This is a genomic window from Butyrivibrio sp. MB2005, from assembly GCF_000424285.1.
Classification (GTDB): domain Bacteria; phylum Bacillota; class Clostridia; order Lachnospirales; family Lachnospiraceae; genus Butyrivibrio.
Map to the genome: position 1 here is coordinate 169,261 of NZ_KE384158.1, position 13,333 is coordinate 182,593.

Annotated in this window: 7 protein-coding genes; 2 read left to right on the forward strand and 5 right to left on the reverse strand. The window is 42.0% G+C overall.

The window, feature by feature from the left end; translation table 11 throughout:
* Positions 1–196 precede the first annotated feature (196 nt).
* The 3 genes from G610_RS0117355 to G610_RS0117365 all read right to left on the reverse strand — a co-directional run bounded on the left by G610_RS0117355 (position 197) and on the right by G610_RS0117365 (position 3,801).
* The gene (locus G610_RS0117355) at positions 197–1,087 is read right to left on the reverse strand and encodes a carbohydrate ABC transporter permease (RefSeq protein WP_026525784.1); all 891 of its coding nucleotides are present in this window, start codon (positions 1,085–1,087) and stop codon (positions 197–199) included.
* Positions 1,088–1,104: 17 nt separating this feature from the next.
* On the reverse strand, positions 1,105–2,055 hold the full coding sequence (locus tag G610_RS0117360) for an ABC transporter permease (protein WP_051198097.1): 951 nt from the start codon (positions 2,053–2,055) through the stop codon (positions 1,105–1,107).
* 111 nt (positions 2,056–2,166) lie between these two features.
* Positions 2,167–3,801: an ABC transporter substrate-binding protein gene (locus tag G610_RS0117365; RefSeq protein ID WP_081667584.1), complete on the reverse strand. Its 1,635-nt coding sequence runs from the start codon at positions 3,799–3,801 to the stop codon at positions 2,167–2,169.
* 167 nt (positions 3,802–3,968) lie between these two features.
* On the opposite strand from G610_RS0117365, the gene G610_RS0117370 reads away from it, so the two are divergent.
* Both G610_RS0117370 and G610_RS0117375 read left to right on the forward strand, forming a co-directional pair.
* Positions 3,969–5,783, forward strand: coding sequence for a sensor histidine kinase (locus tag G610_RS0117370; RefSeq protein WP_026525786.1), 1,815 nt, complete (start codon positions 3,969–3,971; stop codon positions 5,781–5,783).
* 18 nt (positions 5,784–5,801) lie between these two features.
* A complete protein-coding gene (locus G610_RS0117375; protein WP_026525787.1) occupies positions 5,802–7,367 on the forward strand; it encodes a response regulator transcription factor in 1,566 nt (521 codons plus the stop codon).
* Here G610_RS0117375 and G610_RS0117380 read toward each other — a convergent pair.
* Entirely contained in the window at positions 7,343–9,997 is a 2,655-nt protein-coding gene (locus G610_RS0117380) for a hypothetical protein (protein ID WP_026525788.1), read from the reverse strand. The two genes, G610_RS0117375 and G610_RS0117380, sit on opposite strands and share 25 nt — an antisense overlap.
* Positions 9,998–10,015: 18 nt before the next feature.
* Complete coding sequence (locus tag G610_RS21510) at positions 10,016–13,303, reverse strand: alpha-L-rhamnosidase (RefSeq protein ID WP_035797890.1); 3,288 nt, start codon at positions 13,301–13,303, stop codon at positions 10,016–10,018.
* Between the last annotated feature and the right edge of the window lie 30 nt (positions 13,304–13,333).

Consider the following 13,333-nt stretch of genomic DNA (forward strand, 5'->3'; position numbering starts at 1 on the left):
ATAAGGCATCGCCCTTACATGGTTTAAGGACTGATTCAAAAATAGGCTCTGGATATATATATTAGGACGAAGCGGCCTTGAAAAACGTCGGCACTTAGATGGCGTTTTTTGCCATCTTAGTACCGCTACGTTTTTCACGGAGCCGAGAGGCGTCCGCAGAGCACTAATATATATATACAGAGCCGTATCTTTCGTATTAACCCTTAACACCGCCGAGGGTAATGCCCTTAACGAAATTGTTTTGGATGAAGGGGTACACGATGATGATGGGCAAAACACCAACTACTGCCATTGACATACGAACAGCTACACTCGGTATTGATGCAAGCGCTGTACTTGCATTACTAGATACTGAACTGTTCTGTGTCAGGAACTGAATGTTCTGAATCATTCTGTTAAGCAGATTCTGAATTGAATACAGATCTGTTCTCTTTGTCAGATAAATGTAACCATTCATCCAGTCGTTCCAATAAGCGATTCCTATGAAAAGACCAATTGTTGCAACAATAGGCTTTGCAAGAGGAAGAGCTATACGGAAGAATGCCTGGAACTCTGTGGCGCCATCGATGTATGCTGCTTCAAGAATCTCTTCCGGCACACCTGTTACGAAGTAAGACTTCATCATCATTACGTTGAATGCATTCATAAGAAGTCCGGGTACAAGAAGTGCGAAGAATGTGTTCTTAAGTCCGAAAACATTCGTATAGTTAATGTATGTAGGAACAAGACCACCATTAAACAACATTGTGAAGAATACGATAAAAGTAAGTACTCCTCTTCCGGGAAGGAATGTCTTTGAAAGAGCATATCCCATAAGTGTTGTTATAGAAAGTCCAAGAGTTGTTCCAACAATTGTAAGCACTATTGAAATCAGATATGCATGAGGTACTGAATCACCGCTGGTGAAAATATACTTATATGCTTCCAAACTCCATTTTTCAGGGAAGAATGAATATCCGTTTCTGACAAGCACCGCATTATCTGTAAAAGAAGAAATAACCAGAAGGATAAGCGGTATTACTGCACAAAGAGTAACGATTGTCATTATTATATGACCAAAGATCTGAAATCTTTTTTCCTGTCCCATAACTATTTCCTCCTTTCTTAGAATAATGCACTATCGGGATCAAGCTTACGAACAGCAAGGTTAGCTGCCATAACAAGAATGAATCCGACAATTGACTGATAAACACCGGCTGCTGCTGACATTGTGATGTCACCAAGCTCGATAAGTCCTCTGTATACATAGGTATCGATTGTGTTTGTTACCTGTAACAGGGCACCTGAGTTCTGAGGTACCTGGTAGAAAAGACCGAAATCTGAATAGAAAATTCTACCGATAGCCATAAGTGTGAGCATTATGATCGTAGGTCTAAGCAAAGGAAGTGTAATGCTCTTTATCTGCTGCCACTTGGTTGCACCGTCAATAGCTGCTGCCTCATAATAGCTTCTGTCAAATCCAATGATTGTTGAAAGATAAATGATACAGTTGTATCCGATACCCTTCCAGAGATTTACAAATACCAGGATGAAAGGCCAATATTGCTTTTCCTGATACCAGCTGATTGGATCTTTACCGAGAAGTCTAAAGATTGAGTTATTTATAAATCCGTTCTCTGCTGAAAGGAAAGCAAATACCAGGTAGCTGATAATAACCGCTGAAAGCAGATAAGGAAGAAGGATCACTGACTGATATACCTTCTTGATCTTATGCGTAAGCTCTGAAAGAATTATCGCGATCAAAATTGCAAACACTGTATTGACTATTATGAACACAAGATTGTAACAAATAGTATTTCTGGTAATGATAAATGCATCCTGTGTTGAAAACAAATATTTAAAATTCTTAAGGCCCGCCCATTTGGAGCCGTAAATTCCGTTTTTAGCTTTGTAATTTTTAAATGCCAATATAATTCCCGGCATCGGCATATAGTTGTTGATAAACATATAAATAAGGCCCGGGAGTGCCATGATATAGATCGGTATAGAACGCTTTAAAAGTGACTTGCGTTTTGCGGGTGACAATTTCTGTTTGTACTTTTTCTGCTCTGCCATAGCCCCTTCTCCTCTTTTTTTCCATGAAAATCGCCATCCCGGATCTCAGAATATTCTTTAATCCGAGATGGCGTTTTATATACTAAATTACCTTCTCAAATTTATTACTTATTACTGAACACCATTTGCTGCTGCCCACTCATCAAGAGCTGCCTGCTTAGCTGCAATATAATCATCAAGACCTGCTTCCTTAAGTCTGCTCTCAAGTTCAGGAATACCTACTTCAGGATCAAGGAATCCAAGCTCAAGCTGTGACTGATATTCTGAGTAAACGTTTGCAAGAGCTGTGTACTCTGCTGAGTAATCGCTGTTATCATAGGTGAAGCCCATAGCCTTACTTGCTGTAGCGTTGTCGTTGAAGTCCTGCATTCTATCCCAGATTGTAAGCTCATTACCTTCCCAGATCTTAGCGATGAACTGGTTGGGCATTTCCCAGTTAACGTTGTTGAAGTACTCTGAACTGTTTGCATCGATACCATCAGCATATGTGATGTGTCCATCGTCTGTCTCTTTCCACTCTTTTCCTTCTTCACCCCAGCAGATGATTGTTGAAGCTTCGGGATCTGAGTAAAGGAGATTGAGAACCTGCATTGCAGCAACCGGATCATCTGTGTTCTGGTTGATGCACCAAGGCATTGTGTTGTATGCACTAGAGCCCTTGAAATCAGGACCAAGCTGGAAGATGATCATCTCTTCGCCGCAAAGGTTTGACTCCTGCTGCTTGATGCCGGGCTTTGTAGCTGTCTTGTAAGCCATAAGGCTTCCGGACTTAACCTGAACTGTTGTAGCTGTTGTCTCTGTGATAGCGTCAGGTGAGATCCATCCTCTCTGGTTCCAGTCATACATTCTTGAGCAGAGCTCTTTGTACTGATCGCTTGTGAAAAGATCACCAACCTCAAGGCTGTTTACAGGATCAAGAAGTACACCGAATACATCTGAAGGGATATCGATTGCAAGACACTGGCTCACAACTGAAGAGGTATCCATGTAGAATGTTGTCTTCTCGGGATGAGCCTCGTGAAGCTTACCTAAGATATCCTCAATTGTATCGAAATCAGTATAGATACATTCCTCGCCATCCTTGTAAAGAGATGCGTAATCGAAACCGATCTCATCAAGAAGAGCTTTAGGGATTGAAATGCCAAATTTACCGGCTGCATCATCCTTCTTTACAGGTGTTCCATATAATGTTCCGCTTACACGGCATCCGTTGATCTCATCCTCTCTGAATGCGCTGAGGATTCCCTGACCATATTTCTGGATAAGGTCATCTTCCTCAAGATCAAGTGTGTAACCCTTGTTTACACAAGGCATAAATCCAACTGAAACTGCATTGAACAGGTCAACCTGCTCACCGGATGCAAGCATAAGGTTCATGTTCTGTGAATATGAAGCTGCATCCATAATCTGAAGCTCAACCTTAACACCGAGCTTCTCCTCTGTGATCTCAGAAAGCTTTGATGCTACTCTGTCGATACCTGCAGGTGATCCTGCGAAGTTCATGTATGCGATTACAACTGTGGGTGTCTCGCCTGAATCCTTTCTCTCCTGAATAGCTGCATCTGCTTCAGCACTGTCAGCTGCTTCAGCAGCGCCATCGGACTCAGTAGCCTCTCCTGCTTCATCAGCTGTCTCTTCTACAGCCTCATCAGCACCGGTACTCTCTGCGGCTCCACCGCCACAACCTGCGAGCATTCCACAAGTCATTACGCCAGTTAAAAGTAAAGCCATTAACCGTCTTTTCATTAATAGTTACCTCCCTTTCAATTCCTAAATCTTATAGTGCAAGCCATCCTTCTACACAACTTGCCTTAACCTAATGCAAATTATAGAATATAATGGTTACTACAATGTTGTACTTTTATTAGCTGTTTATGTAAATTTCTTAGATTATGAAAAAAGAAAAAAACAATTTGAAAAACTATTCTTTTAGAAAAAGACTATATAGGATTCTCTACCTTCTTTTCGGGGTAACACTGGCAGGACTGATCGGTTATTCAGCCTTTTTCAGTTACTCCATGCAGCAGCGTACCTATAAGGATGTACGCCAGCTTCTTTCCCTATATAATGAAGAAACTTCCAAGGACCTTAAGAGTGTTGACTATTATCTTATGGAGCTTAAAAACTACAGCACAGAAGTTGCCACCACCGCAACACTCGAAAGCATTGATGGTCATTATAGCAGCATCCTTCGCATCTCTCAGATGTTTGAATTTAATCTGCGGTCCTTTCCCAGTATTAAGGGTATGTACGCATATTTCCCAAAGAGCAACACCTGGGTCGGGTACAGTAATACCGCTGAATCTCAAAAGACCTTTCAGCCATTTTTAAAAAATCAGTTTCAGAATGAAGAAATACTTGGATATATCGAAGATGCCAATGGTCTTAAATGGATTCCATATAATTATGAAAATAAGACCTACCTTGTTAAAACCTTCATGTATGATAACAGTATGATTGGAGCATGGACTGACCTAAACGCCCTCTCCTCATCGCTTACATCTCTTGATGATATGGAAGCAGTCATTATTTTTACAGACAAGGAAGGTAACGTTATAAGTATCGAAAGTCCTTCCTCTGTTGCGAAGGATATGGCAGCTAATCTTGCAGAACAAAAGGACCAGCTAAGGCTTCCATTAAAAAAATCTCTGAATGGATCTTCTGAGATAACTGTAGACTCCAAAAGATATATGGTGACCACACAGGAGCTTGATTACTGCGACTACTACATAACAGCCATGATACCCATGAAGATAATATCCCAGTCCGTAAACACCTTCTGGCGCTATGCTCTTTTGTTCATGATCCTCATTCTTATCGTGTTTGGAATAGTGGTCTATTTCTTTAATAAGCTTGTAGGCGGAACCATGAAAATGCTTACATCCATGAACAACGCTATTATGTCAGGGGATATGGATCACAGAATAGATGTAACGGATGAAAGATGTGATGAGGTCCTTGAGGTTGCAACTACCTACAACAGTATGGTGGACCATATACAAAAGCTTAAGCTCGATGTTTATGAAGAACGAATTCATAAGAAAAACTTCCAGCTGTTTTTCCTCAAATCGCAAGTTGCTCCTCACTTCCTTATAAACTGCCTCAATATGATCACTTATCTGGCAGACGGCACTAAGGAAAATACAGCTATTCTCCGCAGGATGATCGAGACTCTTTCCAAACATCTGCGATACACCCTCAGCACATCAGAGCATGTACCTCTCTCTAAAGAGCTTGAATATCTTGATAATTATGTGGAGCTTACCAAGATACGCTTTCCGGGTTGTATAACCTATGAAAAGGATATCGACGAAATGGCACCAAGCGCTGAAGTTTTCCCTTTAATTCTCATTATGTTCATGGAGAATACCTTCAAATTCAATCTTATTATGGGAGAAGAACTTATCGTAAAAGTAAGTGCAAATGTCTACCTTAAAAATGATGAAAAAAGACTTCACATATCCCATATAGACTCAGGAGAAGGCTTCTCTGAGGAGTTCTTAGAGCAGTTCAACAATGACCAATACATACTTATTGCTGACAAAGATGGAAATCATGTAGGTATAAAAAATGTTGTATCAAGACTCAGACTCTATTATGATGAGTCTGCTGTGATGAAGCTCTCAAATGAACCGGGCATGGGTGCCCGCATTGACCTGGACATTCCTTATGTGGAATATCAGAAGCAAAAAGATGAAAAGACTACAATGAAAGGAATTATATCCTGATTATTACCGGAGGACTAAATGACATTACTTATAGTTGATGATGAATTTTACTTAGTGCAGGGTGTAAAAAACGCCATCGATTTCGAAGCACTTGGAATAGACGAGATATATACAGCCTACAGCGCAGATCAGGCAAGAGCTGTTTATGAAGAACATACCGTGGACATACTGCTTTCAGATGTAGAGATGCCAAGAGAAAACGGTCTCTCACTGATTAAGTGGGTAAAAGATAACGGCTATGAATCCATTAACATTCTTCTGACAGGTCATGCCAATTTTAACTACGCAAGAGAAGGAATCTCTCTTCAGATTCTTGATTATATCCTCAAGCCTGTTGAGGAAAACAGCCTTCGTGAAGTTATGAAAAGAGCTGTTAATAAGGTAAAAGAAAACCAGCAACAAAAAACTGAACGCTTGCAGACTGCAAAGCAGGAATTATGGAGATGTCTATATAACGGAACGATTCCCGCCGATCAGGATTCCATTTCAAACTTCATGGCAATGAACTCCATCCCTGAAGAAATGGCAGAGATATTCTATTACTACGCTTACCTTCGCGCTGAATCTATTGATGAAGTTTTCAGTGCCAATGCTGTTCTGTCCGCCCTGGAGGATCAGTTTAACTCCTGCATCTATGTTACAGCCGTTGATAAAAATCGCTTCATGATAAATATAAGCTTAAGTGACTACGCGGATGTTGACAGCGAGATTGAAAAGAAAATATATACCTGCTTTACAAATACAATGGACAAGCTGCAAAGGGAGAATAACAGTTTCAGATTCGTATTCTATCTGTTCTCCGGAGCACCGCTTTCAGCAGCGCCCTATGCCTTTGAGCTCCTTGAGCACTACTCCAAAAACATACTTACATCAGAGAACAAGGTAATCTCCATTGCAAATGTGCCAATGGATTCCATATCTGCCAAAACCGCATCGGACTCAGAGCAGATTGACATTGCAAAATGGGAAGAGCTTCTCTCCATGAACAGAGCTGATGACATACTTCTGGACATCAGGGGTCTTCTTATGAAAACAGACTCAACCTTTTCTGCAGGACTCCTAAGGTCAATTTACTACGGTCTTATGTCAGCAGTCTTTACCGTGCTTGTCCAGAAAAACTGCTCCCCTATGAATGTATCATCACAGATGACTCACGCCACTGACCCCCGCACCATCACCACCTCTGCCGAGGGACTTCTTCAGTGGGCCAACTCTCTTCTTCGCAGCGCCTCTGACCTTCTAACGAGTCAAAGTCCTGAGGAGAATGTTGTAGAACAGGTTAAGCTTTTCATAAAAGATCATATCGACGATACCGATCTTTCAAGAACCACCATAGCTGAAGCTGTTCATATTTCTCCTGACTACCTCTCCTATGTTTTCCATAAGGAATCAGGTGAAGTATTATCCTCTTACATAAATGGTGAGAGAATCGCAATAGCAAAGAAGCTACTGTTAAACACAGCAGCTTCTTCACAGGAAATAGCCGACAAGACCGGCTTTTCAAACGTATCATATTTTAGTAAGCAGTTTAAGAAAACAACAGGGCTTACTCCCAATGCTTATCGGTCAGAGCACAAGAAATAAGTGATGTCTCCCACGATACCGCTGGGAGAAACAGCCTTGATATCAGGGCCAAAGAATCCTCTTCCGCCTGTCATTTTATGTACCATTCGCTCAAGAGTAGTTCTTACTTCTATTCTGAGGGTATTTGTACCGTCATTAACAAGACCGCCAATCTCATATACATAGGGCGGACAGAGTGCAGATCCTGCAAATTCATCGTTCACCCAGACTTCAGCAGCTTCAAATGCATCTTCAAGGTGCAGATATGCTGCTTCTTTTTTGCCTTCAAAGCTTGTCTCATATCTTACTATTCCCGAAAAATCAGGATGTATTTCAAGAACATTCCTAAGCTCTGATGCAGTAATCTCATCCTTAAAGTCAGGATAATCCTCGTTGGTTGTAAAGGACACTTTGAAAGGTCCCTCTATCTTAATTCCATTTTCGTTAACTTCAGGAAGAGTTATGGTTTTTGCCTCAAACTCCGCATTATCCTCAGGAACCACTATTATCGCCATCTCGTAGGGATGCAGTGTAAGATTTACTTCTCCCTTGTTGTGACTTGTGGTTAGTATCCTGTTCTTAAATGCATCATACTGATAAGGTGTTCCTGATACAGGAAGCTTAACCTTTCCATCAAAGGTCTCACAGATATTCTCATTGGAAATAAGATAAATCTTATCGCCGTTCTTTTCGTAGTTATATATTCTAAGATCCTTGAAAGGATCAGATGTAACAGCTGCATTTTCTGTAAGATTTTTAGCTGCTATAGCAGCAACTTCTGTGAGATCGCATACTTTTTCGCCTTCTGGTCCAAAGCCTGCGAATACTACATCAAGGTCAGTATCTTTTGCCTTTTTGACAAATGCCAAAAGATCTTCAGGAACAAATTCCATTCCCGGAATTATCAGTGTCTTAAACAGATGTCCGTTTATTAAAAGGCCTTCCTTTTTAAACTCCGGCTTATACTCTCCGCCAAAAACAAGGGCATCCACGGGAATAATGTCAAAATCGATCTGAGCTTCATCAAGCTTTCTAGCCACTTTTGCGCAGTCCATGTATTTCATTCCGGACCATTCAGCCTCAGCATGATATAAAACCGCTGTTTCAGTAAGATGCTTTCCACCTGAAATAAGGTGAGCCACCCTGTTAAGGTAAAGCATAAGCTCTCCAAAGGGCTTATATAAAGGATTCTTGCCATGGGCATAAAAATGCGGCGGACAGTCAAAATCAGGGAAATCCTTGGGGCTGAATGCATGAGGTACAAAGTGGTTCACACCTCTTACAAGGAAATGGTCAAGCTCATATTTCATGAGTCTTGTTCCTTCTTCCCAGCCGTAAGCTCCGAATATCTCGCACATGGTATCACCATGCTTTTTCTCATCAAGATCAGCTAAGGATGTTCCAAGTCTTCCAAGAACGTGATGATAGAACTCTCCGTCAGCGCCAAGGCCCATAAGTCCCTTATGGCTTATATCCGCACCACCTTCAGTAACCTGACCTCCGATATCATCAATACCAGCAAAGTCCTGTCCCCAAAGTGAACGGAAATAGTGTCCCTGTGATGAACCGAGCTTAGTGCTGTTATCGTTATCTTCAACTATGTGACCGATATACTTAACTCCATGCTCTCTGCACCACTGTCCTATCTGCCCGCCAAAATTCCGGCTGCACAGCTTTGTAACTATATCCATAAAGCCTGTACGGATATCTGCAGTGAATTCATCACTTCCAACAGGCATCCAAAGCGCGGGGATAAGCTTTCTGTAATCAGCTCCAAACCTCTCTGTCATCTCCCCGGGCATCTCCTCACTCCAGGGAAGAGGCATATTCATGTTACCTATTGCAGCGTCACTTCCGTTATAACCTGCCACATTACCGATTTCAGGCTCATCTGAGAAAAAGCCAAGAATAGTTTTGCCAAACTCATCCTTATAGTGAGCATAATGAGGCTCATAACAGGCATCGATCTGAATCCGGCAGGACTTTTTGCTGAGGAAATTAACATAGCCCCCTCTTCCGCCGCCGTTTCTTGTGGCATAGATTATAAAAATACGCCATACACCTGCAGGCACATCAAAACTAAGCATGCCATCCTTTACTTCATCGGTAAGATCGATAAGGCTGTCATCTAAGTGATAAATGTCATCCTCTTTGCCATCAACCCTTGATGCGATCACAGCAAAAAGTTCATCATCATCGAACTTTCTTTTCTCACCGCCGCCAAAGGGGCTTGCAGGTGCAAATGGACTGTCGTAGTGACGAGCAGCCGTTGCAATATCAATCGTAACCTGCTTCTTTGGTCCTGCCGCATCAACGCAGGCATATTCAAGGAACTGTTTACAAAGCTCCGGATCGGCATCTGCCATTTTTCCTGCTGCCTGTCCGCTGGGAAAATGAGCATCATCCAAAATCCACAGCTTCATATCAAGCTTTTTAGCTTCATCCATAATGATATCAACATCATGGAACCAGCCATCTCCTGCATAATCAGGATGGGGCCTTGCTTCAAGGCACATCTCCTTAATGTTGGCATCATGTATTACATTTACATATTTTCTAAGCACAGCCTCATCTTCGCCATGCTGCCAGAAAAACGGCAACACATAGTTGCCATTCTCCCCTTTTATACATTCAAGTACTGCTGAACTCATTTCGAAATAACTCCCATCTTATCTAAATTCGTGTGTACCGCTTCCTGCTTCTACAGGCTCTTTTCCGGGCATAATAACTGTTGCGCTGCTGCCTACAGGAACTGTAAGTCTGTATACATAGCTTCCGTCTTCTGACAGCTCCCAGCCTGCACAGATAGCACCGTAAGGCGTGGTGAAGTGTCCCTTCACATAAGAATATGTCTTATCCATATAGGGCTTAACCGTGAAATGTCTGTAGCCCGGTGCATCCTCATCTCTCATTATTCCAAGAGCGTACATGTAGAACCACTCAATAACCGCACCAAGTGAATAGTGATTGAAGGAATTCATGCTGTTGTGACCGCCAAAACCATTCTCTATTGTGAAGGAATCCCATCTCTCCCAAATACTTGTAGCCCCCTGGGTAACGGGATAAAGCCATGAAGGACATCCTTTCTGAGACATGAGCTTATATGCGTCATCGCTATGACCTGTCTCAGTGAGCATGGGATTAAGCGGTGCTGTTCCAAAGAATCCTGTTTTTACAAGATATCCTGTCTTCTTTGTGGCATCTGATAATCTGTCGCCCACAAGCTTCTTCATCTCATCTGTAACCATCTTAAATGACAGAGGAAGCGCGTAGGAACACTGGGTATCATCCTTTGTTTTTCCTGTTTCCTTATCAAAATATTTCTCATTAAAGGAAACCTTCAGCTGCTCGTAAAGGGCCTGATATGCTTTCGCATCAGCATCTTTTTCTATAACCTTTGCCATACGGGCCATTGTGTAGGCATTATATCCATAGAATGCATGGCAGATAAGGAAAATATCCGTCTCATCAGGAGCCAGCCAGTCTCCAAGAGTAAAGCCTCCCCCAAGGTCTCCCTGCTCCCACAAGCCTGCTGAATAGTCCATGTAAAGCTTTAATGCATCATAGTTATCGCGAATCACCTTCACATCGCCGTACTGCTGGAACAGCTCCCATGTCACATGAATAGCTGAGCTCTCATAGGTATAGCCGCCAAAACCGCCTCCAACAGGAGCAATATCAGGGAATTTTCCGTTTTTGTCCTGAAGGTCTCTCATACACATGAGCCAGTTTTCATAGAAAAGTCTGGTGTCAGCATGGAACATTGCTGTTCTTGCAAATATGGAAGTATCGCCGTCCCATCCCATTCTCTCATTTCTCTGAGGGCAATCTGTAGGAATGCTGATAAAGTTGGACTGCTGCGATCTTCTTACGTTCTGTATGAATTTGTTAGTAAGCTCATCTGAGGTCTCAAGAGATGATGTCATATCAAAAGCAGATGATAGAACAAGCATCTTCACATCAGAAAGCTCCGGCTTTTTTGAGACTCCCGATATCTCTATATATCTATAACCTCTAAAGGTAAATGCCGGTGTATACTCTTCGCCGTTATCATCTCCCTTAAAGGTATAAAGATCTGTACAATCAGCATCACGCAGGTTCTCAACCATCATGGTTCCGGCTTTACCTGTAAACTCAGGGATATCGGGATACAGAAGCTCTGCATATCTCAGGGTAGCTGTAGCTCCCTTTTCTCCATAGAGTCGCAGCTTTGGAACACCTGCTACGTTTACACCCATATCATAGATATAGACGCCCTCTGAAACCTCGCTTACTGAAAGTGCTGTAAGCTCGTAGGATACCTTAACCCCATCTCCCACCTGTCCTATAAGGGAAGTCTTATCTATATTAACTTCGGGCCATACTACAGGTCCTGATGACATGGTTTCTTCATGATAAATGGGTGTAGGCTCTATCTCGGCAGGCTTTTCCCAATCGCCATCTGCAAAACCTGCTTCAGAGAAGCCCTTAACCTTTTCATCTCTTGTGGCATCATAATGCTCACCATGGAAAAATCCTGCGTATGTGTATGGACCTTCGCCATAGTATTTCCAGGTATCAGTTTCTGTTGGAATGCTTACTACGCTTCCATCCTCGTATGTAACCTCGATAAGTCCAAGGAAGGACTCTTTATCGCCATAGTAATTATAGTTACCAAGGACGAAGGTCTGAGCATCACTCCACCAGCCTGATGCAAGAATTACGCCGATGGCATTTTTTCCTTCTTTTATCTGCTCTGTAATATCATAGGTCTGATAGTAAAGATGTCTGTCGTACTGAGTTGCACCGGGATTAAACCAGGTATCAGTAACTTTACTTCCATTTATCCTGCACTCGTAAATACCTCTTGCTGTGGCATAGAGTCTTGCCTTCTTAATCTTCTTATCCGTTACATCAAACTCTTTTCTTAACATAGGAATTGAAGTGTGGCTTGGATCCTTGGTAAGCATAAGATCATCAGATGCTGTTCCGTAGATATGTGAATCTTCATCCCTATCACTTCTGTTCTCATCAAAAACATAAGTGTTCGTATCACTGTATACCACGCTGTAGGGCTTTCTGAGGTTCTTAACCTCAAGACTATAGAGATCAGCTCCCTGTCCCTTTGGCACAAATACACCTATCTCATTAAGTCTCGGGAACGTATTAACATCATTTGTTCCTATGGGATTAAGTGCTCTTGGAGCCTCAATCTCTCCAAAGAATGATCTGTCCTTGGATACGTCGATACGCTTTCCGTCAAGAACTGTGTATGCACCATTTCCTCTCACATCAAGAAAAAGCTCATGCTCTTTATATCTGTTAGCTTCTGTCAAAACGTCCTTTTTCTCAGGATCGTCGCAGTCCTTAACAGGTACCTCCACAATAGGCTTATCCGCAGTATCTTCAGGAAGTATTCCAACTCTGTAAATTCTGAGCAATGCAGGAATCTCTTTTACGTCAAGTTCAAACTTAAAGTAGTTTTCCCTGTCCTTAATTCTCTTATCGTTTCTGCCGAGTACCACAGCAAAAACAGATGATCCCTCGTGGATCCTGAATCTGGCTGTAAGCCCAAATATGCCATATACATCTGAGCTGAGTGAACACTTTGTTGGTCCAATCCACTTTGCTCCTTCAAATGTATCCTCATGATCCATCATGAAGCCAGTCTCAAAAAAGTTTCCTTTACTCTCTGAGCTTCTTCCATGATTATCCGTAACAGTCACATCAAAGCTGTAACAGGTTTTGGCTTTAAGGCTATCTCCCTCGTAGCACACTTCTGAAAGATTACCATCTTCTATTTCACCTGAATCCCATACAATCTCTCCATTTTCATTTTTTACGATAACTTTCGCAGATTTTTGCAAGGTATCGTTCTCATCGCTTTCAAGTTTCCATGAAAAACGAGGCGAAGAAGTGTCAATTCCAAGCGGATTTGACCTGTACTCCGTCTTACATTCAACAATTTTAAGTCCCATAAATACCCTCTTTTCTAAAAAATTTCTCCC